18 protein-coding genes are annotated in these 24,941 nt (G+C 73.2%); 9 read left to right on the top strand and 9 right to left on the bottom strand.

Translation table 11 applies throughout. The annotated features are described in order from the left end of the window. Positions 1 to 7: 7 nt before the first annotated feature. Positions 8 to 925 carry a TIGR01777 family oxidoreductase gene (locus tag GA0074692_RS01255; RefSeq protein ID WP_091638663.1) on the top strand — a complete coding sequence of 306 codons (918 nt, stop codon included), beginning with the start codon at positions 8 to 10 and terminating at the stop codon, positions 923 to 925. A 177-nt stretch (positions 926 to 1,102) separates the two neighbouring features. On the opposite strand, the gene GA0074692_RS01250 is transcribed toward GA0074692_RS01255, so the two are convergent. Continuing rightward, positions 1,103 to 2,221 (bottom strand): extracellular catalytic domain type 1 short-chain-length polyhydroxyalkanoate depolymerase, encoded by a 1,119-nt coding sequence (locus GA0074692_RS01250; RefSeq protein WP_176738651.1) that lies wholly within the window; start codon positions 2,219 to 2,221, stop codon positions 1,103 to 1,105. Between the two features lie 255 nt (positions 2,222 to 2,476). Between GA0074692_RS01250 and GA0074692_RS01245 the strand changes: the two genes are divergently transcribed. Together GA0074692_RS01245 and lipB are read left to right on the top strand one after the other, a co-directional pair. Beyond that, positions 2,477 to 4,303 (top strand): DUF6311 domain-containing protein, encoded by a 1,827-nt coding sequence (locus tag GA0074692_RS01245; RefSeq protein WP_091638661.1) that lies wholly within the window; start codon positions 2,477 to 2,479, stop codon positions 4,301 to 4,303. 112 nt (positions 4,304 to 4,415) lie between these two features. Further along, positions 4,416 to 5,057 (top strand): lipoyl(octanoyl) transferase LipB, encoded by a 642-nt coding sequence (gene lipB, locus GA0074692_RS01240; protein ID WP_091638660.1) that lies wholly within the window; start codon positions 4,416 to 4,418, stop codon positions 5,055 to 5,057. 26 nt (positions 5,058 to 5,083) lie between these two features. Here the strand turns inward: lipB and GA0074692_RS01235 are convergent, their stop codons facing one another. Then, positions 5,084 to 6,217 (bottom strand): FUSC family protein, encoded by a 1,134-nt coding sequence (locus GA0074692_RS01235; RefSeq protein ID WP_091638659.1) that lies wholly within the window; start codon positions 6,215 to 6,217, stop codon positions 5,084 to 5,086. A 128-nt stretch (positions 6,218 to 6,345) separates the two neighbouring features. Further along, positions 6,346 to 7,632, bottom strand: coding sequence for an aspartate--tRNA(Asn) ligase (aspS, locus tag GA0074692_RS01230; protein WP_091638658.1), 1,287 nt, complete (start codon positions 7,630 to 7,632; stop codon positions 6,346 to 6,348). A 416-nt stretch (positions 7,633 to 8,048) separates the two neighbouring features. Here aspS and lipA point away from each other — a divergent pair, with 416 nt between their 5' ends. The 5 genes from lipA (at position 8,049) to GA0074692_RS01205 (ending at position 13,480) form a co-directional block, all read left to right on the top strand. Beyond that, on the top strand, positions 8,049 to 9,035 hold the full coding sequence (lipA, locus tag GA0074692_RS01225; protein WP_091638657.1) for a lipoyl synthase: 987 nt from the start codon (positions 8,049 to 8,051) through the stop codon (positions 9,033 to 9,035). 144 nt (positions 9,036 to 9,179) lie between these two features. Then, positions 9,180 to 10,655, top strand: a complete 1,476-nt coding sequence (locus tag GA0074692_RS01220; protein ID WP_091638656.1) for an NAD(P)/FAD-dependent oxidoreductase — start codon at positions 9,180 to 9,182, stop codon at positions 10,653 to 10,655. A gap of 168 nt (positions 10,656 to 10,823) precedes the next feature. Continuing rightward, complete coding sequence (locus GA0074692_RS01215; RefSeq protein WP_091638655.1) at positions 10,824 to 11,513, top strand: DUF4191 domain-containing protein; 690 nt, start codon at positions 10,824 to 10,826, stop codon at positions 11,511 to 11,513. A gap of 78 nt (positions 11,514 to 11,591) precedes the next feature. After that, a complete protein-coding gene (locus GA0074692_RS01210) occupies positions 11,592 to 12,131 on the top strand; it encodes a SigE family RNA polymerase sigma factor (protein ID WP_091638654.1) in 540 nt (179 codons plus the stop codon). Next, positions 12,128 to 13,480 carry a hypothetical protein gene (locus tag GA0074692_RS01205; protein ID WP_091638653.1) on the top strand — a complete coding sequence of 451 codons (1,353 nt, stop codon included), beginning with the start codon at positions 12,128 to 12,130 and terminating at the stop codon, positions 13,478 to 13,480. Before GA0074692_RS01210 ends, GA0074692_RS01205 begins: the two co-directional genes overlap by 4 nt. Before the next feature lie 67 nt (positions 13,481 to 13,547). On the opposite strand, the gene GA0074692_RS01200 is transcribed toward GA0074692_RS01205, so the two are convergent. Next, positions 13,548 to 13,952, bottom strand: coding sequence for an RDD family protein (locus GA0074692_RS01200; RefSeq protein ID WP_091652294.1), 405 nt, complete (start codon positions 13,950 to 13,952; stop codon positions 13,548 to 13,550). A 260-nt stretch (positions 13,953 to 14,212) separates the two neighbouring features. Here GA0074692_RS01200 and glnA point away from each other — a divergent pair, with 260 nt between their 5' ends. Beyond that, positions 14,213 to 15,637, top strand: a complete 1,425-nt coding sequence (glnA, locus tag GA0074692_RS01195) for a type I glutamate--ammonia ligase (RefSeq protein ID WP_091638652.1) — start codon at positions 14,213 to 14,215, stop codon at positions 15,635 to 15,637. 84 nt (positions 15,638 to 15,721) lie between these two features. Here the strand turns inward: glnA and GA0074692_RS01190 are convergent, their stop codons facing one another. The 5 genes from GA0074692_RS01190 to GA0074692_RS01170 form a co-directional block, all read right to left on the bottom strand. Then, on the bottom strand, positions 15,722 to 17,476 hold the full coding sequence (locus GA0074692_RS01190) for a vWA domain-containing protein (RefSeq protein ID WP_091638651.1): 1,755 nt from the start codon (positions 17,474 to 17,476) through the stop codon (positions 15,722 to 15,724). A gap of 138 nt (positions 17,477 to 17,614) precedes the next feature. After that, a complete protein-coding gene (gene mptB, locus GA0074692_RS01185) occupies positions 17,615 to 19,108 on the bottom strand; it encodes a polyprenol phosphomannose-dependent alpha 1,6 mannosyltransferase MptB (RefSeq protein ID WP_141725470.1) in 1,494 nt (497 codons plus the stop codon). A gap of 145 nt (positions 19,109 to 19,253) precedes the next feature. After that, positions 19,254 to 21,020, bottom strand: coding sequence for a hypothetical protein (locus GA0074692_RS01180; RefSeq protein WP_245730057.1), 1,767 nt, complete (start codon positions 21,018 to 21,020; stop codon positions 19,254 to 19,256). Continuing rightward, positions 21,013 to 24,090 (bottom strand): bifunctional [glutamine synthetase] adenylyltransferase/[glutamine synthetase]-adenylyl-L-tyrosine phosphorylase, encoded by a 3,078-nt coding sequence (locus tag GA0074692_RS01175; protein ID WP_091638650.1) that lies wholly within the window; start codon positions 24,088 to 24,090, stop codon positions 21,013 to 21,015. Before GA0074692_RS01175 ends, GA0074692_RS01180 begins: the two co-directional genes overlap by 8 nt. A 6-nt stretch (positions 24,091 to 24,096) precedes the next feature. Then, a complete protein-coding gene (locus GA0074692_RS01170; RefSeq protein WP_245730056.1) occupies positions 24,097 to 24,864 on the bottom strand; it encodes a type 1 glutamine amidotransferase in 768 nt (255 codons plus the stop codon). Positions 24,865 to 24,941 lie beyond the last annotated feature (77 nt).

Genomic DNA, 24,941 nt, shown 5'->3' with positions numbered 1-24,941 from the left:
ATGGGGCATGCGGATCCTCATGGCCGGCGCGTCCGGCTTCCTGGGCACCCGGCTGATCGCCCGGCTCGCGGCCGATGGACACGAGATCACCCGACTGGTACGCCGACCGACGAGCCACCCGGGCGAGGTGCAGTGGGATCCGGGCACCGCGCGACTCGACCCGGCGGTGGTCGCCACGTCGGACGCGGTGATCAACCTGGCCGGGGCCGGGGTCGGGGACAAGCGCTGGAACGACGAGTACCGGGCGTTGATCCGTTCCAGCCGGGTCGACACCACGAGCACCCTGGCGATCACGATGGCCCGGCTGCCGACCGAGGACCGCCCGAAGACGCTGCTGAACGCCTCGGCCGTCGGCTGGTACGGCAACACCGGCGACCGGTCCGTGGACGAGGACGCCCCGGCTGGCGAGGGGTTCCTCGCCGACGTCGTCCGGGCGTGGGAGGGAGCGACCCGCCCCGCCGAGGAGGCCGGGGTACGGGTGGTGCGACTACGCACCGGCCTGCCGCTGCACCGCGACGGCGGCCTGCTCAAGCCGCAACTTCTCCCGTTCCGGCTGGGCATCGGCGGGAAGCTCGGCAACGGCCGGCAGTGGCTGCCGTGGATCGCAATGGTCGACTGGCTCGACGCGGTGGTCCATCTGCTCGACCGGGAGGACGTGGCCGGCCCGGTGAACGTCGTCGGCCCGAACCCGGTCCGGAACAAGGAGTTCACCCGGGAGTTGGCCCGGCAACTGCACCGACCGGCGATCATGCCGATCCCGGCGCTGGCGTTGAAGATCGCGTTGGGCGGTTTCGCCCACGAGGCGCTGACCAGCGCCCGCGTCCTGCCCGGGGTGCTGACCCGGGCCGGCCGCCCCTACCGCGCCGGCTTCCCCTTCCGCCACCCGGACCTGCCCGGCGCCCTACACGCCGCTCTGCACGAATAGCGGCCACGCCGCAGCGGACGTGGCTCCGGGGCCGACCGGTCGGTGCCGACGCACCGTGGCGGGCGGAGCGAGCCCGCCGGGCCGAGCCACCGCCGGGGCGCGCTCCGGTCTAGTCGGACACGGGGAAGGGTCCCCCACGCCGCGGGCGTCGCCCGGTGAGGGACCCTCCTGTGCGGTTCAGCAGCCGATGACCCAGTGGTTCGTGCCGGTCTGCTTGAGGGTGGTGCTGGTGAAGGTGTTGTAGAGGCCCATCCGCTCGTTCGAGCCGGCGGCGTAGGCGTACCCGCCGGACTGGTAGGCCCGGCCGGCGGTGACGTGGGCGTAGTTGCTGGCGGTCACGCAGGTGGGGGTGGGCGGGGGCGCCGTGGTGGGGCTGGCGGTGGGCGACGGGCCGGTGGAGCCGCCCAGGCCGAAGTAGAGCGCGTCCCGGTACGCCGAGCAGATGGTGTCCAGGAAGTACGCGGCGGCGGTACCGCACTGGTCGGCACCGCTGCCCGGGTCGACCGGGGTGCCGTGGCCCATGCCGGAGATCCGGTAGACGCGTACCTGGTCGCCGCTGTACGTCTCCAGCGTGGTGCCGGCAGGCAGGTTGGTGGTGCTGATCGGGGTCTGGGAGATGCCGAGCACGTTGGTCCACTGGTCACGGGACTCGGTGGCGTTGGCCGCGCCCACGACGAAGTCGGAGGTCCCGTGCCAGATGGCCACCTTCGGCCGGGCGCCGGTGTAGCCGGGGTAGCCGTTCCGGGCCAGGTCGCCCCACTGGGCGGGGGTCTTGTTCACGCCGGGGTTCATGCAGGAGAACGCGTTGATCGTGCTGGTGGCGCAGCGGTACGGCACCCCCGCGATGACGGAGCCGGCGGCGAAGGTGTCCGGGTAGGTGGCGAGCATGGCGGAGACCATCGCGCCCCCGGCGGAGAGCCCGCTGATGTACACCCGGCCGGGGTTGATGCCGTAGTTCGCCCGCGCGTAGTCGACCATCTGCTTGATGGAGAGCGCCTCGCCCTGGCCCCGAGTGGTGTCGCCGACCTCGAACCAGTTGAAGCAGGTGCTGGAGTTGTTGGCGGACTTCTGCTCGGCGAGGATCAGCGCGAACTGCCACTGGTCGGCGAACTTGCGCCAGCCGGAGTTGTTGAAGTAGCCGGTGGCGTTCTGCGAGCAGCCGTGCAGCAGCACCACGGCGGGGGCGTTGCCCGGCAGGCCGTCCGGTCGGTAAGAGTACATGCCGAGGTTGCCGGGGTTGGAACCGAAGCCGCTGACCGGGGTCAGGCTGGCGGCCTGCGCGGGGGTGGCGGCCATGGCGGCCCCCGTGACGGCGAGGACGGCTCCGGCCAGCGCGGCGGCGAGCCGGGAGAGGACGGACGGGGGTCGACGCACGGCGGCCTCCAGATGTGAACTGAGTCACTTCAATTGCCGCGACGTTACGCCGGAATGACGAATCCATGACATGGCGCCCGTTAACACATTCACACTCTTAAACGTGTGGACACGCCGGCTGTCCCGCACTTCGGTGTCTGGCCGGTCTGTCAGGTGACGGTTGGTAACGTCCGCTCCGTGCCGACTTCCCCGTCCATGGTCACCGGGCCGCCGCCCGCGCCGTCGTCCGTCCCGCCCCGGAACCGCCGGGCAGACCTGGTGATGGCGCTGGTCGCGCTCGCCCTGGCAGTGTGGGTGACCAGCGGCCTCTGGCAGAACCCGAACGGACGGGCGATCACCGTCAACTCCAGCGACCAGGCCCTCTTCGAGTGGTTGCTGGCCTTCGGCGCGCACGCGCTCACCCACGGCGACAACCCGCTCTTCACGTACCTGCTCAACGTCCCGGACGGGGTCAACCTCGCGGTCAACACCTCGATCACCGTGTACGCGGCGGTGTTCGCGCCGCTGACGTACCTGATCGGGCCGCCCGCGACGTTCCTGGTCATCCTCACCCTCAACCTGGCCGCCACCGCGCTGGCCTGGTACTGGCTGCTCTCCCGGCACCTGGTGCCCACCCGGCTCGCCGCCGGCGTCGGGGCGCTGGTGATCGCCTTCTCCCCCGGCATGGTCTCGCACGCCAACGCCCATCTGAACTGGAGCGCCGGCTGGCTGGTGCCGCTGCTGGTCTGGCGGCTGTTCGCGCTCCGCGAGTCGGGCCGCTGGCTGCGCAACGGGGCGATCTTCGGGGTGCTGGTCGCGGTCGCCTTCTCGATCGCCGCCGAGGGGCTGTTCTTCACCGCCCTCGCCCTCACCGTCTTCCTCGCCGTCTGGGCGGCGCACCCGGCGAACCGGGTCGCCGTCCGGGCCGCGCTGCCGTGCTTCCTGCGCGGGATCGCGGTCACCGCCGTGGTCGCCGGGGCGCTGCTGGCGTACCCGCTCTGGCTGCACTTCGCCGGGCCGCAACGGTTCCACGGCACCGGCTTCGACCCGGTGGTCCACTCCGAGGACATGGCGGCGTACCTGGCGTACCCGCGCCGGTCGCTGGCCGGCGAGGCCGGCCTCCGTACGTCGCTGGCCCCGAACCCGACCGAGGAGAACTCGTTCTTCGGCGTTCCGTTGCTGCTGCTCGTGCTGGTCTGCTTCGGCTTCCTCTGGCGACACGCCACCGCCACCCGTCGGGCCACCCTCTTCGCGCTCGGGGTGACCGCCGTGGTGTTCACCGTGCTCTCCTGGGGGCCGCAGGCCGTCGTCGACGGCGAGCGGACCGGGTTCCCGCTGCCGTTCGAGTGGCTGGGCCAGCTTCCGGTGATCAACGCCGCGCTGCCGGCCCGGCTGGCGCTGGTGGTCGCCCCGGTGATCGGGCTGCTGCTGGCGTACACCGTCGACCGGCTGCGCGCCGACCCGCCCCGGCACCGTCCGACCGGGCTGGCCTGGGCGGTCGGGTACGCGGTGGCGCTGCTGCCGTTACTGCCCACCCCCCTGCTGACCATCGCCCGCGAGCCGATCCCGGAGTTCATCACCTCGGGCGCGTGGCGGAAGCACGTCTCCCCCGGTGGGGTGCTGACCCCGATCCCGCTGACCGTGGACGTCACCCCGGACGGGCAGCGCTGGCAGGCGTACGCCCTGGCCCACCAGCAGGGTGAGTTCGCCCTGCCGGCCGGGTTCTTCCTCGGCCCCGGCGGGCCGGACGGGCGGGGCCGGATCGGACCGGTGCCGCGTACCTTCGACTCGCTGATGGACCAGGCCGGACGGACCGGACGGACGCCGATCATCACCGACGGCACCCGGGAACTGGTCCGCGCCGACCTGCGGCACTGGCGGGTCGAGGCAATCGTCCTCGCCGACCAGGTACACGGCGCGAAGTACGACATCGACGAGGAGGCGCTGCGCCGCACCGCCACCGAACTGCTCGGCCCCCCACAACGCGTCCACGACGTCTGGCTCTGGTCCCTCCCACCGCGCTGACCCCCACCCTCTCGCCCTCGCCGCTGGTCGCCGCCCTCGCCGCCCGTCGGCCGGGCGGGGCAGTGAGGCGGCTCACCGGGGTGGCGGGGTGGGGTGGGGCTAGGGTGGGAGCGTGAGCACGACGACCTCTGGTTTGAGCGCGGTTCGCGCTGGGCTCCTCGACTACCAGACCGCCTGGGACGAGCAGCGCCGACTGCACGAGGCGGTGGTGGCCGGCGAGAGCCCCGACACCGTACTGCTGCTGGAGCACCCGAGCGTCTACACCGCCGGTAAGCGCACCGAACCGTGGGACCGGCCGATGGACGGCACCCCGGTGATCGACGTGGACCGGGGCGGCAAGATCACCTGGCACGGGCCGGGCCAGCTCGTCGGCTACCCGATCGTGCGACTGCCCGACCCGGTGGACGTGGTCGCCTACGTCCGCCGGACCGAACAGCTCCTGATCGACGTCTGCGCCGAGTTCGGGCTGGTCGCCGACCGGGTGGAGGGGCGCAGCGGGGTGTGGGTGCCGGCCGACGACCGGGGCCCGGCCCGCAAGGTCGCCGCGATCGGCATCCGGGTCTCCCGGGGCGTCACCCAGCACGGCTTCGCGCTCAACTGCGACTGCGACCTGACGTACTACGACCGGATCGTGCCCTGCGGCATCCGGGACGCCGGCGTCACCTCGCTCAGCGCGGAGCTGGGCCGCCCGGTCACCGTGGCCGACGCGCTCCCGGTGGTCGAGCGACACCTGGGCACCCTCGTCCAGAGCTGAGCCGCCACGCTCGCGGCCGTCGTCGGTCAGTCGACGGCGGAGGTGCCGCGTCGTAGCCACGGCTGGCCGAGGATGATCGCGACCCCGATGCCGGCGCCGATCACCGTCTCGACGCCCCGGTCGAACAGCAGCGGCCCGACCGGACGGGCCTGCACGAGCTGGCCCATCAGCAGCGCCGTGGGCGTGATGAACAGCAGCGCCAGCCCGTAGTTACGGCCGACCAACAACTCCGTGACGATCTGCAGCCCCGCCACCACCAGCACGGTGGTGACCGCCGAGAACCCCGGGGCCAGCAACGCCGCACTGGTCAGCAGACCGAGCAGGGTGCCCAGGACCCGATGACCGGCCCGCACGAGCTGGGCGGTGCGGCCAACGGCGCTGAGCGGCGCGACGGCTGCCACCATGGCCCAGTACGGGTGGCCGATCCCGACGGCCGTGGCCACGCCGCCGGCGAGCGCCACCGCGAGGGCGTACCGGGCCGGCTCCCAGCCCCGCACGCGCGCCAACCGGCCGGGGCGGCTTCGCTCCTGCGACGGCCGGGCGGGACGGCTGATCCCGTCCGCCGACCGGGCAGGACGGCTACGCCCCTGCGACGGCCTGGCCGGACGCCTGCGCCCGTCCGCCGACCGGGCGGGATGGCCGGCCTCCCGGCGGAGGAGACCACCGACGTTGCCGACGACCAGCGCGAAGAGCGCGCTCAGCCCGGCCGTCGCGGCGGCGACCGGCACGTCGGAGAGGGCGTGCGGGACCAACGCGGCGGCACCGAAGCCAAAGACCAGGAACAGCGGCCCCGGTGGGTGCCAGTCCTGCGCGGCGGCGAGGACGGCGCCCAGGGCGGCGACGAGCGCGGCGACCGGGACCGCCGCCCAGGCCCGGAACTCCAGGGCGCCCACGAGCACCCCGAGCACGACCGACCCGGTGAGCGCGGCGCCGGCGCTCGCCTGCATCGCCGCCCGGGACAGGTGCACGTGGTTGCGCCCGTACAACGACGTGAAGGCCCCGAACACGGCGTAGAGGGCCCAGCCGGGGTGCCCCAGCGCCAGCACCGTGAGCAGCGGGACCAGGACGCTGACGCCGGCCCGCAGGGCGACCCGGTGGGCACCCTGTTGCTGCCCGACGTGCAGCAGGCTGCGCAGCGCCGTCCGAAGCCGTTCGCCCATTCCCTCTCCCCCACCCGGTCGTGCGGGTCCGGCGACAGCCGCGAGCGCAGGCCCTGACCGCTCGTGCATACCGCGCCCGGGCCGCCCGAAACGTCGGGCGGCCCGGACGGGCACCAGTGCCGGCTGCGCTACGGCGTGAGTCGGTGCAGGTCGCGCGGGAAGGCGGTCACCTCGCGTACGTTGGCCGCGCCGACCAGCCGGGCGACCAGGCGTTCGAGGCCGATGGCGAAGCCGCCGTGCGGCGGCATGCCGTGCCGGAACGCGGCGACGTAGTCCGCGTACGGCTCGACCGGTTCGCCCCGCGCGGCGAGCGCCGCCAGGTAGTCGGCGTGCCGGTGCAGCCGCTGCCCGCCGGTGACCAGCTCGACGCCCCGGAACAGCAGGTCGAACCCGTTGGAGTAGCCCGGCCGCGCCGGGTCGGGGTGGGTGTAGAAGGGGCGTTTCACCATCGGGTACCCGGTGACGAAGAGGAAGTCGGAGCCGTGCTCGTGCCGGGCCCACTCCCCCAGCGTCCGCTCGTGCGCCGGCGCGAGGTCCGGCTCGTCGGCCGGCGCGCCGGCGATCGTCAGCGCCTCGGTGAAGTGCACGGCGGGGATCTCCGCCGGGACCGCCGGCACGGCCGCGCCGAGCAGCGCCAGGGCCGGCCCGGCCCGGTCGGCGACGGTGTCCAGCAGTCCGGCGAGGGTGTCCCGGAGCACCGCCATCACGTCCCGGTGGTCGGCAACGAAACCCAGCTCGGCGTCGAGCGAGGTGTACTGCGCCAGATGCCGGGCGGTGTCGTGCGGCTCGGCCCGGAACACCGGTCCGACCTCGTAGACGCGTTCGAGGACGCCGACCATGAGCTGCTTGTAGAACTGCGGCGACTGGGCCAGGTACGCCGGCCGCCCGAAGTAGTCCAGGGCGAAGACGTTCGCCCCGCTCTCGGTCGACGAGCCGACGATCTTCGGGGTGTGGATCTCCACGAAGCCCCGGGCGTCCAGGGCGGCCCGGAACCCGGCGACCGCCGCCGCCGAGACGCGCAGCGCCGCCGACCGGCGCGCGTGGCGCAACGCCACCGGGGCATGGTCGAGCTGCGTCGGCAGGCTCGCGGTCAGGGTCGGCCGGAACAGGTCGAACGGGGGTGGCACGGCCGGCGGGCCGAGCGGTCGTACCGTCGGGTCGGTCAGCTCGACCCCGGCGGGGGCCGCCGGGTTGGCGGTGACCGTGCCGACGACCTCGACGACGGTCTCCTCGGTCGCCGCCTCGACGGCGGTCCGGGTGGCCGGGTCGGCGACCACCACCTGGGCGGTTCCGGTGGCGTCCCGGACGATCAGGAAGGCCACCGACTTGAGCAGCCGGCGGCGGTGGACCCAGCCGGCGATCCGGACGGTCGTGCCGACGTGGGTGGGAAGTTGGGCGGAAAGGATGCGTTGCACGCTGGTTACCTCCTCGATCAATCGCAACGCGATCCCCAGGGAGGTGCGGGCGAGCGGGAACCTCGCGGTGCCACCACACCTTCGCCCCCGCCGTGGGCGGGAGCCTCGTTCGTCGCCTTTTCACCGGGGCCAGCCGGGCGGGGTCTACTGGGCGCGGGTCGTCCCGCCGCCGTTCTTCCCGCAGCTCGGGAGGGTCTTCACGCACCGTCGCCAGACCGCCTCGCAGCACTTCGGCGGCTCTCTGCACTGGCTCCGGGGGCGCTACTCGGCTCCGTCGTCGCTCGTGGTGGGCACACTACCGCCGCCCCCACCGGCACCGACAGCGGTTTTGGCGGTGAGTGGCCTCACGTACCGCCGGGCGTGACCCCGGTCGCCCGAAGTGCATCGACGGGCGCCAGCGGGCGTAGGCTCGATCCGTGACCATCGAGCACTCCGCGCCGACCACCGACCAGGCTCCGCGCCCCACCGCCGTCGCCCCCGAGGGACGGCGACTGCTGCGGGTCGAGGCACGCAACGCGGAGACGCCGATCGAACGGAAGCCCCCGTGGATCAAGGTCAAGGCCAAGATGGGGCCGGAGTACACGTCCCTGCGGGGGCTGGTCTCCCGGGAGGGGCTGCACACCGTCTGCCAGGAGGCCGGCTGCCCCAACATCTACGAGTGCTGGGAGGACCGGGAGGCCACCTTCCTCATCGGCGGTGACCAGTGCACCCGGCGCTGCGACTTCTGCCAGATCGACACCGGCAAGCCGGCCGACTTCGACGCCGACGAGCCGCGCCGGGTCGCCGAGTCGGTGGCCACGATGGGGCTGCGCTACGCGACGATCACCGGCGTCGCCCGGGACGACCTGCCCGACGGCGGCGCGTGGCTCTACGCGGAGACGGTCCGGCAGATCCACGCCCTCCAGGCCGACTGCGGTGTCGAGTTGCTGATCCCCGACTTCAACGCGGTGCCCGAGCAGCTCGCCGAGGTCTTCGGATCCCGGCCGGAGGTGCTCGCGCACAACGTCGAGACGGTGCCCCGGATCTTCAAGCGGATCCGGCCGGCGTTCCGCTACGAGCGTTCCCTGGACGTGATCCGGCAGGCGCGCGCCGCCGGCCTGGTCACCAAGAGCAACCTGATCCTCGGCATGGGCGAGGAGCGCGCCGAGGTCACCCAGGCGCTGCGGGACCTGCACCAGGCCGGCTGCGAGCTGATCACCATCACGCAGTACCTCCGCCCCACCCCGCGCCACCACCCGGTCGAGCGCTGGGTCAAGCCGGAGGAGTTCGTCGAGCTGCGCGAGGAGGCCGAGGAGATCGGGTTCGCCGGGGTGATGAGCGGGCCGCTGGTGCGCTCCTCGTACCGGGCGGGACGGCTCTACCGGCAGGCCCTCGATGCGCGTTCGGCCAGCCCGGTCGGCTGAGCGCCGCCGGCCACCCCGCCCCGTGTCGGGGCGCGCACACGCCGCTACGGTGTGTTAGATTCCGCGCGTCCCAGCCACGGCCACTCCGTCTCACCCTTCGATTCGACGGTTGCCGCCACACGTCGAAGGTGATGAATTTTACTCATGGCCACGTCGCCGCACACCGTCGTCATCGGGGCCGGTCCCGCCGGCCTCACCGCCGCCTACGAGCTGACCCGACGCCACGCGTCGGTCGAGGTCCTCGAGGCCGACGGCCAGGTGGGCGGGATCAGTCGGACGGTGGAGCGCGACGGCTGGCGGTTCGACATCGGCGGGCACCGGTTCTTCACCAAGGTCGCCCGGGTCGAGGCGTTCTGGCACGAGATCCTGCCGGAGAGCGACTTCCTGCTGCGGCCCCGGATGAGCCGGATCCACTACCGGGGCCTGCTCTTCGACTACCCGCTGCGCGCCGGCAACGCCCTGGGCAACCTGGGGCTGATCGAGGCGGTGCGCTGCACCGGGTCGTACCTCTGGACCCGGATCCGGCCGCCGAAGGACCAGAGCCACTTCGAGGGCTGGGTCTCCGCGCGCTTCGGCACCCGCCTCTACCGGATGTTCTTCAAGACCTACACGGAGAAGGTCTGGGGGATCCCGGCCACCGAGTTGCAGGCCGACTGGGCCGCCCAGCGGATCAGGAACCTCTCGCTGGCCGGGGCGGTACGCAACGCGCTGCTGCCGAGGCGCAACCAGAAGGACATCACCAGCCTGATCGAGGAGTTCCAGTACCCGAAGTACGGGCCGGGAATGATGTGGGAGCGCTGCGCCGAACTGGTCGGCAAGGCCGGCGGGACGGTCACCCTGAACACCTGGGTGCGTACGGTGCACCGGGCCGACGGTCGCGCGGTGGCGGTGACCGTCACCGACCCGGACGACGAGCGCCGGATCGAGGTCGACCACGTCGTCTCCAGCATGCCGATCTCCGACCTGGTCCGGGCGATGGACCCGCCGGCCCCCGCACACGTCCGGGCCGCCGCCGACGCGCTGCGGTACCGGGACTTCCTCACCGTGGCCCTGGTGGTGCCGGCCGAGGCCGGCTTCCCGGACAACTGGATCTACGTGCACACCCCGGGGGTACGGGTCGGCCGGATCCAGAACTTCGGCTCCTGGTCGCCGTACCTGGTGCGGGACGGGGGGACCTGCCTGGGGCTGGAGTACTTCGTCAACGCCGGTGACGAGCTGTGGACCTCGACCGACGAGGACCTGGTCGCGCTCGGCACCGCCGAGCTGGAGCGGCTCGGTCTGGTCCCGCCGGGCGCGGTCCACGCCGGGTACGTGGTCCGGATGCCGAAGGCGTACCCGGTCTACGACGAGGGGTACGAGCAGGCCGTCGACACGATCCGCCGGTGGCTGGCCGAGGCGGTGCCGAACGTCCACCCGGTCGGACGCAACGGCATGCACCGCTACAACAACCAGGACCACTCGATGCTCACCGCGATGCTCACCGCGGAGAACATCCTCGACGACGCCGGACACGACGTCTGGACGGTCAACGTCGAGGAGGAGTACCACGAGGAGAAGGCCGCCGGCCAGCACGGCACCGGCCGGGCCGCACCCGTCCTGCGCCGCCGGGCCGCCGGCTGAGCGCCCGCGTCGGCCGGCTGAGCCACGGCACCGCCCGCGTCGACCGGAAGCCGCACCAGGCCGGCTGAGCCTGGCGGCAGCCGGTGACCGCCCGGCCGGCTGGTCCCGTACGCGCGGGCTGCCGGCCGTGGTGATCGGGCCGGTACGGCGACCACTACACTTTGCGCCATGGCGAAGCCCCAGGAGAAGGTCTCGTTCGGCCAGCGGCTGAAGCAGATCGGGATGGTGTTCAAGTTCACCGCCAAGCAGGACCGCTGGTTCGCCCCGCTGGTCACCGGCGCGGTGCTGATCCCGCTCGCGCTGACCGTGGTCGCGGTGATCGCCTGGGGCTGGCTCTGGCTGCCGCTGGGCATCCTGTTCACCCTGCTCGCCGTGCTGATCGTGCTCAACCTGCGGTCGAACCAGGCGATGATGAACGCCGCCGAGGGACAGCCCGGCGCGGCTGCCTCGATCATGGAGAACATGCGCGGCGACTGGCGGGTCACCCCGGCGGTCAGCTCCACCACCCAGATGGACATGGTGCACCTGGTCATCGGCCGGCCGGGCGTGATCCTGCTCGCCGAGGGCAACCCGCAGCGGGTTCGTGGCCTGCTCGGTCAGGAGAAGCGGCGGCTGGCCAAGGTGATCGGCACCGCCCCGCTGCACGACTACGTGATCGGCACGGAGGAGGGCGAACTGCCGATCCGGAAGCTGCGCATGACCCTGATGCGGCTGCCCCGCAATCTCAGCGGCAAGGACGTGAACTCCCTGGACAAGCGGCTCAAGGCGCTCACCGCCCGCCCGCAACTGCCCAAGGGCGCCATTCCCAAGAACATGCGCCCCAGCAAGGGCCAGTTCCGCCAGACGCGCGGTCGCTGAGCCTGCCCCGACACGATCCACCAACGGCGCCCCGCCACGAGGTAAACCCTCGGCGGGGCGCCGTCGTCTTACCCGGTGATGGCTGACCTCGACGACCCCAACTCGGGTGGCACGGACTCGTTCGACGAGTTCGTCCGGACCCGCTCACCGGCGCTGCTGCGCTCGGCGTACCTGCTGACCAGCGACCGGCACGCGGCGGAGGACCTGCTCCAGGACGTGCTGGAGCGGCTCTACGCCCGCTGGCGGCGGGCCCGGGACGCGCCGGACGCGTACGCCCGCCGGATCCTGGTCAACCGGGCCATCGACCGGTGGCGGTGGCGCGGGCGACGCCGGGAGGCGGCGCTGGCCGACCTGGAGGTACCGGCGACCGGCGACCACGCCGAGGAGGTCGTCGTCCGGCAGTTCGTGCTCGCCGCGCTGCGCACGCTGCCACCCCGGCAGCGCGCCGCCGTCGTACTGCGGTACCTCGACGACCTCTCCGAGGCGGAGACCGCCCAGGTCATGCGCTGCTCGGTGGGCGCGGTGAAGAGCCACACCGCACGCGGGCTAGCGAGGCTACGCGCGGGTCTGCCGGCCACCGTCCCGCTCACCCCTCAGACGATCAGGAGTACGCGATGACGAACGACGGTGCCGTGCCCCCGCCAGGCGGACCGGGTGACGCCCGGGTACGGCGGGCGCTGACGCTGGCCGCGAAGGACGTGACGGTCCCCGCCGACCTGCTGGAGCGGGCCCGGCGCGGCGGCCGACGACGGGTCCACCGGCACCGGGTGATGGTCGGGGCGGTGGCGGTGCTGGCCCTGGCCGGAACGGCCACCGGTGTGGGGTACGCCAACCGGCCGGGCCCGGTGGTGCCGTTCGCCACGTCGACGGTGGGTGAACTGCTGCTGAACCAGCCGACCCGGGGTGACCTCGCCGGCGACGCCGACTACCTGCGCCGGGCGGTCGACGTCCACGACGCCACCCGGAACGATTCGCCCCTGTACGGGCTTGGGGTGACCCGGCAGCCGGCCGGTGCGCCGCACGTGGCGTGGGCCAGCCGGACCCCGGCCGGGCCGGCGGCGGTGGTGGTCCAGCCGATGCGGGTGCCGAAGACCGGTGCCCGGGTGGTGCTGCTGAGCTTCCTCGGCACGGGGACGGACGGGCAGCCGGAGAAGGTGGGCGCCGACTACTACGCGTCGGGTGGCCCGGACGGCTGGCAGAGCGTGGCGTTCCTGGTGGGTGCGGACCGGTCGACGCTGGTGGTGCTGGACGTCGGGATCGAGGTGGAGTATTCGGTCGAGCGCACCTACCCGGCCGACGGGGTCACCCGTACCGACTGGCGGCCGGTCGCCTTCACCGGGGGGGCTGCCCGGATCGCCGTACCGGCGCAACGTGGCCGGCACACGGTGGCGGTCCGGGAGCGGGGCGGCGGTTACCTGGGGATCGGCAACCTGACCGACCCCGCCGCCGCCCGGCCCGAGGAGGGCTGGCTGGACTGGCGGCGGCCGGCGGACCGCGACGACCCGGCGTCCCGGCCGGCGCTGTTCATCCTCGACCCGACAGCCGGGGTGCCCGACATCGTCGACACCCGGCGGCGGCTCGGGGATGTTCAGCTCGGGGAGGCCGAGCCGCTCACACCGGCCGAGACCGGGGTGGACTGGATCGCGGTGGGGCACACCCCCACCGGGGAGGAACTCGTCGCCGGCGACCTGCGGATCGGCGGTGATCCGGTGCGTACCCTCGTCCTGCTGCGCCGGCCCGGCGGGGAGACGGTCCCGGTGGTCGGCCCGGCGGTGGACCCAGGAGCGACCCTGCCGGTCGCGGTGCGCCTTCCGAACGGCCGGGGTTGGCTGGTGGCCCGCAAGGATGCCGCGCTGGCCTGGGCGGACGCTGGCGGGCAGTGGCAGCCGGCCGGCCGGGACGCCGCCCTGCTGCCCGACTCGGCCACCCGGGTCCGGGTCGGGAACACCGTGGTCGACCTTTCCTGACCCCCGGGGCACACCGGCCGGCCCCGGGAAGGGGTCGGCGCGCCCCGGTGACGGCCGACCCGGCGGGTCAGCGGTTCGCTGGTCGGGCCGGGGCGGGGACGACGACCGCGCCGGCGAGGCGGTCGTGGACGCCCCGGCGCTTGTCGTCCATGATCAGGGCCGGCACGACCAGGGCGAGCAGCAGGCCGCGCAGCAACGCCCGGGGGATGCCGACCCGGCCCCCGTCGGCCCAGGAGACGCAGCGGATCCGGGTGACGTACATGCCCGGGGTCTGTGCGAAGAGGCCGAGGAAGAAGCCGTACTCGAGGACCAGCACCAGCACCGGGGCCCAGCCGTCGCGTACCGGGTCGGCGAAGAAGTTGGACACCAGCAGGCAGAGCACCCAGTCGACCACCAGCGCGCCGAACCGGCGGCCCAGACTGGGCGGGGTGAAGTCGGGATCGGTGGCGGGCGGTACCGGGCGCTGGGGCATGCTCACAGCAGCCAAGGCTAGTCGGGAGCGGAAATCCGGACGACGGGGACGTCGATCGGCGGTGTCGGACGTCCGGGGCGAGTATCGTCCAAACGGGGACCAGGGACGGCTCAACGGTGCGCCCCGCCAGCCTTCACCGGCACAAAACAGCAGCCAGGGCGGGTCGTAACACGGCAGAAACAGTAAGGACACGGCCGAGCAACCCCGCGGCCATAACGTCGCCAGCGAGCCAGCCACCCGTGGACGTGCCAGGAGGACGTGTGTTCGCCAATCCCGAGGAACTCCTGCGATACCTCAAGAACGAGGACGTGAAGTTCGTCGACGTACGGTTCTGTGACCTGCCCGGCGTGATGCAGCACTTCAATCTGCCGGTCGAGTCCGTGGACGACGCCTTCTTCACCGAGGGCCTCGCCTTCGACGGGTCGTCGATCCGGGGCTTCCAGGCGATCCACGAGTCGGACATGCTCCTGCTCCCGGACGTCGCGACCGCCTTCATCGACCCCTTCCGCGCGCAGAAGACCCTCGCGCTGAACTTCTTCATCCACGACCCGTTCACCCGTGAGGCGTACTCCCGGGACCCGCGCAACGTGGCGAAGAAGGCCGAGGCGTACCTGGCGGCCAGCGGCATCGCCGACACCGCCTACTTCGGCGCCGAGGCGGAGTTCTACATCTTCGACTCGATCCGCCACGAGACCTCCGCGCACCAGTCGTTCTACTACATCGACTCGATCGAGGGCGCGTGGAACACCGGCCGTGAGGAGGTCGGCGGCAACCGCGGCTACAAGACCCCGTACAAGGGTGGCTACTTCCCGGTGCCGCCGGTCGACCACTACGCCGACCTGCGGGACAGCATCGTGCGCCGGCTGGTCGACAGCGGCTTCACCGTGGAGCGCTCGCACCACGAGGTGGGCACCGCCGGTCAGTCCGAGATCAACTACCGGTTCTCCACCCTGCTGCACGCGGCCGACCAGCTCCAGCTCTTCAAGTACATCGTGAAGAACGAGACCTGGGCCCACGGCAAGACCGCGACCTTCATGCCGAAGCCGCTCTTCGGCGACAACGGTTCCGGCATGCACACCCACCAGAGCCTCTGGCAGAACGGCGAGCCGCTGTTCTACGACGAGACCGGCTACGCCGGCCTGTCCGACACCGCCCGCTGGTACATCGGCGGCCTGCTGCACCACGCCCCGTCGCTGCTGGCCTTCACCAACCCGACGGTCAACTCGTACCGCCGGCTGGTGCCGGGCTTCGAGGCCCCGGTCAACCTGGTCTACTCGCAGCGGAACCGCTCCGCCTGCACCCGGATCCCGGTGACCGGCAGCAACCCGAAGGCCAAGCGGGTCGAGTTCCGCGTGCCGGACCCGTCGGCCAACGTCTACCTCGCCTTCTCGGCGATGATGATGGCCGGTCTGGACGGCATCAAGAGCAAGATCGAGCCGCCGGCGCCGATCGACAAGGACCTGTACGACCTGCCGCCGGAGGAGTGGGGCGACGTCAAGCAGGTTCCGGGCTCGCTGTCCGAGGTGCTCGACGCCCTCGAGGCCGACCACGACTACCTGCTCGACGGCGGGGTCTTCACCCCGGACCTGATCTCCACCTGGGTGGAGTGGAAGCGGGCCAACGAGGTCGACCCGGTGCGTCTGCGCCCGACCCCGCACGAGTTCGCGATGTACTTCGACTGCTGACGGCGAGCCGTAGTACCAGCGAACGCTGACCACGGAAACCCCCGGGGAAGATCCCCGGGGGTTTCCGCGTGCGGTCACGCGGCGCTAGAAGCTACTGACCAGCTTGACGAACGCGTCGTCGATCTTCGCCGGGTCGCGGGCGTCGAACGCCTTGCCCGCGGACGCCTTGGCGATCCGGTCCAGCCTTTCGAAGTCGGACTGCTCATCGAAGGCGATGCAGAAGATCTTGATCGGTCGTTCCGGGTCCAACGCGACATCCTGAAGCAGCCGGGCGAGATCGTTGTCCTTGTTGTACTCGTTCTTGCCGTCCGTCAGTACGACCACCGCGTTGATCCGGGACTGGTCGTAGTTCTTGAGCATGTGCCGGTGTGCCGCCCGTACGGTGGCGTACAGCGCGGTGCCGCCCTCGACGTGGAGGTTGTCGAGCTCATTGGTGAGCGCCTTCTGGTCGAACGCCGACAGTCGGACCTCCTCGCTGTACGGCGACTTCGGCCGCTGCTCCGTCTCGGACGAGAACGACCAGAGCGCGACCTGGTCCTCGGAGTTCAGGAGGCTGAAGCCCTTGGCGGCGGCCCGGGTCGCCACCTGGAACCTGGTCCGGTCACCGATCCTTGCGTTCATCGAACCGGACGTGTCGACGGCCACGAGGATGTTCGCCTTCTTGCGCAGCGTGCCCCAACCGCTGAGGATCGCCTTGACCACGGTGGGATCCGGCTGGTCGAAGTAGGTGAGATCCTGGGCCCCGCGCCCGCCGACGGAGGCGATCACCGGGCCGGACGCGGTCCGCTCGTGGTCGCGGAACCCGTGCCGGCTGAGGCTCTGCTGCTGCGGCGTCTCCCGGAGGAACGCCAGGAAGTCGGCAGCGGCGTCACGTTGCTCCGGGCTGGCCGAGGGGAGCACCACGTACGGGTGGTCAAGGTTGAACGTGCCCTCCTTCGGATATATCGCGACCAGCGGAACCTTCGGCTTCTCGCCCCGGGTCGGGCTCAGTTCCCCCTCGTTGTACTGGTAGACCAACTCCTCCTGCGTCACCACCGCGCTCATGTCCGTCGGGGCCGCCGTGCCGGCGAGGTCCGCCTCGGCGCGGTTCTTCAACAGTTCCACGATGTCGTCGCTGTAGTGGGACACGTTGGCCTCGATGCGGCGGACGAACTGGGTCACCGCCGGATTCGCGAGGTCACTCTCGGTGAGGTCACTGGCCCGGTTGATGGCCGCGTAGTACGACGCGATCGTGGCCGCCAGCCCAGAGGTGGACTGGTGCGGGTTGACCTTGCCGAACGTGAATCGCCCCCACTCGGGCCGACCGAAGGCGGCCCAGCCCGCGCGCCCCGACGAGCCCAGGATTTCGCCCCAGCCGAGCGGACCCTGCTGTTGGATCAGCTCACCCTTCGGCTGCGGCATGGCGATGACCAGCGGGCTGTTCGCGATCGACGGGTACTGGCCGGGGGTCTGCGCCGGGCGCCCGGCGGCCTCGTCCAGCAACGTCAACTGTCCGGTCCACAGGCTTGACGTCGGCAACCACACCTGTGGCCGTGGCAGGCCGGGCTGCTTGACTGCCCATTCGCCGGCCAGCGCGTCCGTCGCCGCGCCGGAGGCGAGGCCGTGCACCGCCACGACGGCGCACCCGTCACCGACCCGCCGATCGCTCTTGTTGTAGCGTTCCGCCAGCTCGCCGAGCAGCACGTCCTTCTCGATCGACGAGCTGACCTCCAGCGGCGTGCAATCGATGTCCGCCGCCGGCCGGGCGATCAGATAGGCCGCCGTGATGACCGCGAATCCGGCCACAATGGCCGCGGTGTACGGCAACCACGGCCGGGCAGTCGATCGACCTGAAACCATGTGGCGACTCCACCCAACCCCTTGACGAACCGCGTCGATGCGACGGACGACAGAGGTATGGTGCCACGGCCCGCCAGAACGAAAGTCGTTCATCTTTCGGCGTGTCGTGTCGTGTCGTGTCGCGGTTCGACGCTGACCTTACTGGGTGGTAGCAGGGGACCCCTGCTCATCAAAATGCGGTAACAGGGGTCCCCTGCTACCACCAGAGCGGATGGCGCGCACGACCAGCCAGAGCACCAGGGCGGTCATCAGCAGGGCGCCTGGGGCCTTGGTGAACCGGGCCAGGTTGGTGCCGTCGGGCAGGGTGAGGAAGGACGCCACCGCGCAGGGCAGCAGGAACCAGGTCGTCCGGGTGGCGACGACCGCCAGCACCGCCAGCGGCCAGACGGCGTACCAGGGGTGGAAGACCGGGGCGAGCGCGACCGTGGCGGCCAGCGCCAGCCCGGCCCCGGTCAGCGCCACGCGGGGCCGGGCGGCGGCCAGCCGGGCCACCCGCTGCCGGACGCCGCTGAGCCGGCGCAGCCCGTGCCAGGCGCGGAACCAGAGCACCACCAGCAGCACCGCGAGCAGCACCACCGCCACCGCCCGGGTCACCGGGACGGCGTTCGCGTCCCGGCCGAACAGCCGCGCGGCGTAGTCGACGGTGAAGCCCACGGCGGTCGGTGGGGAGGTCCACTGCTGGGTGTCGCCGCTGTGGGCCAGCCCGCCGACCCAGCCGAACCCGAGTCCGGAGGCCGCCGAGCTGGCGAGCAGGGCGGCCAGCGCCCCGGCGAGCACCCAGACCCCGTCACGGAGCAGCGCCCGGAAGGTGAAGATCCCGGCCACCGCGGCCAGGGCCGCGAACGGCAGCACCACCAGCGCGGTGACCTTGACCGCCACGGCCAGCCCGAGGAGCAGCCCGCCGAGCAGCAGCCGGGGCCGCTGACCGGGGTGCCGGACCACCACCAGCAGCCCGGCGAGGAGCAGGCCGACCATCACCGCGTCGTTGTGTGCCCCGGCGACCATGTGCACGCCGACCAGGGGGCAGGCCAGCACCAACCAGACGGCCCGCTGGGCGGGCACCCCGGCGGCGCGGGCCAGCCCGGGCAGGCAGGCGGCGGCGAGCAGCACCCCGAGCACGGCGGCCACCCGCAGCAGCGCGACCGTGCCGAGCAGCGAGCCACCGAGCGCGGCGGCGGCCCCGGCGAGCAGCACGAAGACCGGGCCGTACGGGGCGGGCGTGTCCCGCCAGATCGGGGAGATCGTGTCCAGCCAGGGGCAGCCGGCGGCGGCCACCCCGCCGGCGTACGGGTCGCCGCCGGCGGCGTACACCCAGCCCTGGCAGGCGTACGAGTAGACGTCCCGACTGCCGCTCGGCACGGCGACCAGCAGCGGCAGCGTCCACAGCCCCACCGTCAGGTACGCCCAGCGGGTCGACCTGACGCGGTGCCGGGCGGTCCACCACGCGGGGACCAGCGCGGCGGCGCCGAGCAGCCAGGCGGCGAGCAGCAGCGGGCCGTGCTCGCCCCGCCAGATGGAGAGCGGGGTGACCCCACCGGTGAACTCCGGAAAGACCCCGCCGAGCCAGGACGCGACGGCGAGCAGCACCGCACCGGCCAGCCCGCCCCAGCGCACCAGCCGCAGCCGCCCCACGTCGGCCGGGTCGACCCGGCGAAGGGTGGCCCCGCGACCGGCGGGGTCACCGCTACCGCGGCCGGCGGCCGGGTCGGCCCCGCGACCATCGCCGTTGCCCCAGCGGGCGGACGGGTCGTCGCCGTCCTCGGTCCTCCGCGTCAACTCAGCATCCTCCCCGGGGGCGCAGCGCGCTGGTCAGCCGGTACTCCCCCGCCGCCTCGACGCGAACCGTGACCCAGTCGTCCGGCCCCCGGGTGAGGCAGCCGCCCGGCCCCTCCAGGCTGAGCCACCGGGACCACCGGACGCGGACCACCAGGTCACCGGCGGCCGTCGGGGCGGTGAACCGCACCCCACCCGGGTCGGCGGCGACCAGCCGGCCGGGGACGGCCACCAGCGGCGTCGGGTCGGTGACCGCGTAGAGCCGCCAGGTGTCGTCGGCCCAGACCTGCCGCAGGTACGGCAGCCCGCCGTCGACCAGGGCGGCCTCCTCCCGGGCCCACCGGTCGGGCACGCTGTCCGGAGCAAGCGCGACGTACTGCACGGCGTTGTCGCGCAGCCAGTCGGCGTACGTGTCGGCGTCCAGGCCGGTGCGGTAGAAGAGCGCGTTGCGGTCGGTGTCGACCTGCCGCTCCCAGCCCCGGGCCAGCGGCACGGTCGACGGCAGGTACGCCGACTCCCAGTGGTCGCGCAGCGGCACCACCTCGACCCGGCCGACCGGGGCGCGACGGGCCAACTCGTCGGCGAGCGGCCGGTAGAAGGCGGCGGACGACTCGGGCGAGCCGGCCCGCCCCAGGTCGGAGGTCATCACCGGGTTCTGCCACCAGACCGTGGCGGCGAGCAGCGCGGCCAGCCATCCGGTGGGCAGCGCCGCGTAGCCGGCCAGCACCGGCAGCGCGAACAGCATCGGCAGCCGCAGCGCGTTCGACCCGATCGGGGTCGGCAGGTAGTACGCGCCGACCAGCAGCAGCACGGTCAGCGCGGCCCCGGTGCGCAGCACCCGACGCCGCCGGGGCAGCATCGCGAACACCAGCACGGTCAGCGCCACGTTGATCCGCATCGACTCTGCGGTGTACGGCTGGGTGCCGCCGTTGCCGAACAGCACCGCCATCGGGGCGAGCGCGACGGCCGGCGCTGTGCAGAGCGTCAGCGCCTCGCCGAGCGGCCGGTCGGCCCGCCAGCCGCCAGGCAGTGGGCGGCCCGGACCGGAGCCGCGCCGCAGGCCGGCCAGGAGCAGCGCCGCGCCGGCCAGCCCGGTGAACAGCCCGGCGACCGGGCTGGCCCAGGTGGCGAGGGCGGCGAGCAACGCCGCCAGGGCGAGCCGCAGCGGACGGGACGGCCGGTCGGCGGAGACCGCCACCAGGGCGAGCAGCCCGAGGGCCAACCCGACCGCGAAGGTGATCCGGCCGCTGGCCAGATTGCCGACCAGCACGATCGCGCCGAGCACCCCGGCCAGCAACGGACGCCGGGCGCGGTGCCGGACGAACAGCCAGCCCAGCGCGGCGGCGGAGACCACCGCGGCGACCGCGCCGACCATCCGTACCCCGAACAGGGCGCCCAGGCCGGCGGTGAGCAGGCTGTAGCCGAACTGGTGGACGCCGCCGTACCAGCCGAGATCGACCGGGGCGGTGCCGTGCCGGTCGACGAAGTCGGCGCGGGCAACCTGGGCGGCCAGGTCGGTGCCCATCGGGGGGGCAAGCAGGAACGCCACCGCCAGCAGCAGGGCGGTCCCGGTGACCAGCGCCGGGACCGACCAACGCCGCTCCGGCCGGGCCGCGGCAGCCGACCCCGCGCCGGCACCGGCGGAGTCGGCCGACCGGGCAGCGGAGTCAGCCGACCGCGCTCCGGTACCGGCCGAGTCAGCCGACCGGGCGACGGAACCGGCGGAGCGGGCGGGTCGGGCGACGGCCGGGGGCGGCACCGGGTCAGGCATCGAGGACGTGTTCCATCGCGGTGCGGCAGCGCCGGGCGGTGCGCAGGTACTCGTCGAGGAACTCGCCCGGGTCGTCCGCGCCGAGGAGCTGGACCACCCCGGCAAGTTCCACCCCGTGCCGGGGCAGTTGGTCGCCGGAGCGGCCCCGGACCAGCATCAGCGCGTTGCGGACCTGCGCGGCCGTCGTCCAGCCGGCGGCCATCGCCGCCGCGTCGGCCGGGTCGACCAGTCCGGCGTCGCGGGCGGCGGCCAGCGCCCCGAGGGTACGCGTACCGCGCAGTTCCGGATGCCGACCGGCGTACCGGAGTTGGAGGAGCTGCACCGCCCACTCGACGTCGGCGAGCCCACCCCGGCCGAGTTTGGTGTGGGTGGCCGGATCGGCGTTGCGGGGCAGGCGTTCGGTCTCCACCCGCGCCTTGATCCGGCGGATCTCGACGATCTGCTCCCGGCTGAGCCCGTCGACCGGGTAGCGCACCGGCTCGATCATCGCCTCGAACTCCGCGCCGAGATCGGCGTCGCCGCAGACGAAGCGGGCACGCAGCAGCGCCTGCGCCTCCCATACCTTCGACCAGCGGGCGTAGTACTGGGCGTAGGCGGCGAGGCTGCGCACCAGCGGGCCCTGCCGGCCCTCCGGGCGCAGGTCGGCGTCCACGCCGAGGGCCGGGTCGGGGGCCGGCATGCCGAGCAGCCGGCGCAGTTCCTCGGCGATGCCGTGGGCGGCGGCGCTGGCGGTGCTCTCCGCCACTCCGGGCGGGGCGTCGTAGACGAAGAGCACGTCGGCGTCGGAGAGGTAGTTCGACTCGTAGCCGCCGAGGCGCCCCATGCCGATCACCGCGAACCGGAGTCCGGGCGGACCGGGCCGGGCGGCACGGGCGATGCGCAGCGCGGCGGCGAGGGTGGCGTCGGTGACCGCGGCCAGGGCGGCGCCGACGCCGCTGACGTCGAGCGGGGTGTCCCGGGCGGCCCGTGGGGCGAGCGAGCCGGCCCGGCTGAGCACGTCGGCGCAGGCGAGTCGGACCAGCTCGCGGCGGCGCAGCGCACGCACCGCGCGGGTGGCCTGGACCGGGTCGGTGTGTCGGGCCGCTGCGGCGGTGAACCCGTCGCAGAGCACCTCGCGGGGGCGCGGGGTCAGCTCGCTCTCCTCGGCCAGTAGGCGCAGCGCCTCCGGCTCCCGGGCGAGCAGGTCGGTGGCGTACCGGGACAGCGACAGCACCCGGGCCAGCCGCCGGGCCACCGGCCCCTCGTCCCGTAGGACCCGCAGGTACCAGGGGGTGCTGCCGAGTTTGTCGGAGACCTGCCGGTAGTTGAGCAGTCCCCGGTCCGGTTCCGGGGCGTCGGCGAACTCGCTGAGCAGCACCGGCAGCAGGGTGCGCTGGATGGCGGCGGTGCGGCTCACCCCGCCGGTGAGGGCCTCAAGGTGTCGCAACGCCCCGGCCGGGTCGGCGAAGCCGAGGATCTCCAGCCGGTTTCGGGCCGCCTCCGGGGTCAGCCGCAGCCCGTCGGCGGGGACCCGGGCGACCGACTCCAGCAGCGGCCGGTAGAGCAGCTTCGCGTGCAGTCGGCGTACCTCGGTGGCGTGGGTGACCCAGTCGGCCCGGAACGCCTCGACGGCGCTGCGGCCCGGTTCGGCGGTGTAGCCGAGCGCGGCGGCGAGCCAGCGCAGCCCGGCCGGTTCGGCCGGCACGGTGTGGGTGCGGCGCAGGCCCTGGAGCTGGAGGCGGTGTTCGACGCCGCGCAGGAACCGGTAGCCGCGCAGCAGTCCCTCGCCGTCGGCGCGGCCCACGTAGCCGCCAGCGACCAGGGCGCGCAGCGCCGGAATGGTGCCCGGATGGCGCAGCGACTCGTCGCCCCGGCCGTGCACCAGCTGCAGCAACTGCACGGCGAACTCGATGTCGCGCAGCCCGCCCGGACCGCGTTTGATCTCGCGTTCCAGCTCCTTCGGCGGGATGTTCTCGATGATCTTGCGGCGCATGGCGCGGACGTCCTCGACCGCCTCCGGCCGCTCGGCCGCCCGCCAGACCAGTGGCGCGAGCTGGTCGATCCACTCCTGGGCCAGGGCCAGGTCGCCGGCGGCCGGGCGGGCCTTGAGCAGCGCCTGGAACTCCCAGGTGCGGGCCCAGCGGCGGTAGTAGGCCAGGTGGCTGGCGAGGGTGCGGACCAGCGGCCCCCGGTTGCCCTCGGGCCGCAGCGCGGCGTCGACCGGCCAGGCGACCAGCCCGCAGACGTGGATCAGCCGGGTGGCGAGGGTGGTGGCCACGGTCAGGTCGGCGTCGTCGTCGGCCACGAAGATCACGTCGACGTCGGAGACGTAGTTCAGCTCCCCGCCGCCGCACTTGCCCATCGCCACCACGGCCAACCGGGGCACCGGCGTGCCCTCGGGCAGCTCGCCGACCGCGATGTCGTAGGCGGCGGTCAGGGTGGCGTCGGCGAGCGCGGAGAGCGCCGCCATGGTCTGTTCCAGGGTCCGGTTGCCGGTCAGGTCGGCCACCGCGATGCCCAGCAGCGCCAACCGGTACGCCGCGCGCAGCGCCGGGATCGGCTTGCCCTCGCCGAGCGGCCCGAGCCGCCCGTCGGCGGTGGGCACGTGCCCGTTCGGGCTGGCGGCGAGCACCCGCCAGTGGTCCGGGTTGGCCACCAGATGGTCACCGAGCGCCGAGGACGCGCCCAGCACCGCGACCAGCCGGCGACACAGCCCCGGATCGTCGCGCACCGCCGCCAGCAGGGTCGACTCCTCGGCGGTACGCCGTTCGTCCTGCTCCGACGCGCGGCGACCGGCCGGTTCCGACGCCTGACCGTCGGCCTGCTCGGTCGCGCGGCGACCGGCCGGTTCCACGGCCCGGCGCTCGGCTTCCACGATCCGGTGCAACTGGCGCAGGGCCAGGTCCGGGTCGGCGGCGCGGGAAAGCTCGGTCAGCAGCTCGGCGGCCGACCCGTCGACCGGCTCCTGCGCCTCGGGCCGCCACAACCCGAGCCCGTCCGGGCCGAGCAGGTCGGCGGCGCGGACGCCCCGGTCGTCGCCGACCCCGAAGCCGTACCGGGCAAGGCGGTTGGTCCTGGTGGATCTGGTCATACCGGGTCAGTGCCCCAGCAGGGGAAGGGTGGTCCGGGGCTTGTCGTCGTCCAGCTCGCCGAGGGCGAGCGCGGCGAACCGGGCGGCGAAGGGCTGCCAGACCTCCTCGAGGTCGACCATCACCGCATCGCAGGCGGCGACCACCATCTCCGGGTCGTAGCCGAGCCGGGCCAGCAGCGCCGAGTCGGTCGCCCAGTCGGCGATCATGGCGGTGTCGCACTCGATGTGGAACTGGAAACCCCAGGCCCGGTCGCCCATCCGGAACGCCTGGTGCGGGTAGCGGGTGGAGGCGGCGAGCAGCGTCGCGCCCCGGGGCAGCTCGGTGATCTCGTCGACGTGCCACTGGAGCACGTCGGGGATCAACGGCACGTACCGGAAGAGCGGGTCGGTCTCGGCGGCGTCCCGCTTGCCGACCACGCAGGGCCCGACCTCGGGGCCGGACGGGCTCCGCATCACCTCGCCGGCGTGCGCGGTGGCGAGGAGCTGACCGCCGAGACAGATCCCGAGGGTGGGCACCCGGTGGCGCACCGCCTTGCGCAGCAACCCCTCCAGGGCGGGGAACCAGGGCGCGCCGGGTGTGCCGTCCGGCTGCGGGTACGGGTGCTGTTCGCCGCCGAGCACCACCAGGGCCGCGTACCCGTCGAGGTCGGCGGGCAGCTCGTCACCGGCGTACGGGCGCAGGACCCGCAGCTCCAGCCCGGCCTCGGTCAGCCACTCCCCCAGTCGACGGGGGTCGTCGGTCGGGTCGTTCTCGATCACCAGCGCGGTTGCCACGACGTCGAGGCTATCCGGTGGCCCATGCGCCACCACCGGACAGGCTCCACCGCCGGGCGGCACGGCCCCGGGACTAG

Source organism: Micromonospora pallida, assembly GCF_900090325.1.
Taxonomy (GTDB): Bacteria; Actinomycetota; Actinomycetes; order Mycobacteriales; family Micromonosporaceae; genus Micromonospora; species Micromonospora pallida.
Note: the sequence above shows the minus strand (reverse complement) of the source record. Positions and strands in the feature narration are given on the sequence as shown.

Bases quoted from the DNA above. Each gene is read 5' to 3' on its own strand.
- GA0074692_RS01205 (WP_091638653.1), top strand. From the start codon at position 12,128: ATGACGAACGACGGTGCCGTGCCCCCGCCAGGCGGACCGGGTGACGCC.
- GA0074692_RS01255 (WP_091638663.1), top strand. From the start codon at position 8: ATGCGGATCCTCATGGCCGGCGCGTCCGGCTTCCTGGGCACCCGGCTG.
- GA0074692_RS01200 (WP_091652294.1), bottom strand. From the start codon at position 13,952: ATGCCCCAGCGCCCGGTACCGCCCGCCACCGATCCCGACTTCACCCCG.
- GA0074692_RS01210 (WP_091638654.1), top strand. From the start codon at position 11,592: ATGGCTGACCTCGACGACCCCAACTCGGGTGGCACGGACTCGTTCGAC.
- GA0074692_RS01250 (WP_176738651.1), bottom strand. From the start codon at position 2,221: ATGGCCGCCACCCCCGCGCAGGCCGCCAGCCTGACCCCGGTCAGCGGC.
- GA0074692_RS01180 (WP_245730057.1), bottom strand. From the start codon at position 21,020: ATGCCTGACCCGGTGCCGCCCCCGGCCGTCGCCCGACCCGCCCGCTCC.
- GA0074692_RS01235 (WP_091638659.1), bottom strand. From the start codon at position 6,217: ATGGGCGAACGGCTTCGGACGGCGCTGCGCAGCCTGCTGCACGTCGGG.
- GA0074692_RS01220 (WP_091638656.1), top strand. From the start codon at position 9,180: ATGGCCACGTCGCCGCACACCGTCGTCATCGGGGCCGGTCCCGCCGGC.
- GA0074692_RS01215 (WP_091638655.1), top strand. From the start codon at position 10,824: ATGGCGAAGCCCCAGGAGAAGGTCTCGTTCGGCCAGCGGCTGAAGCAG.
- GA0074692_RS01190 (WP_091638651.1), bottom strand. From the start codon at position 17,476: ATGGTTTCAGGTCGATCGACTGCCCGGCCGTGGTTGCCGTACACCGCG.
- GA0074692_RS01175 (WP_091638650.1), bottom strand. From the start codon at position 24,090: ATGACCAGATCCACCAGGACCAACCGCCTTGCCCGGTACGGCTTCGGG.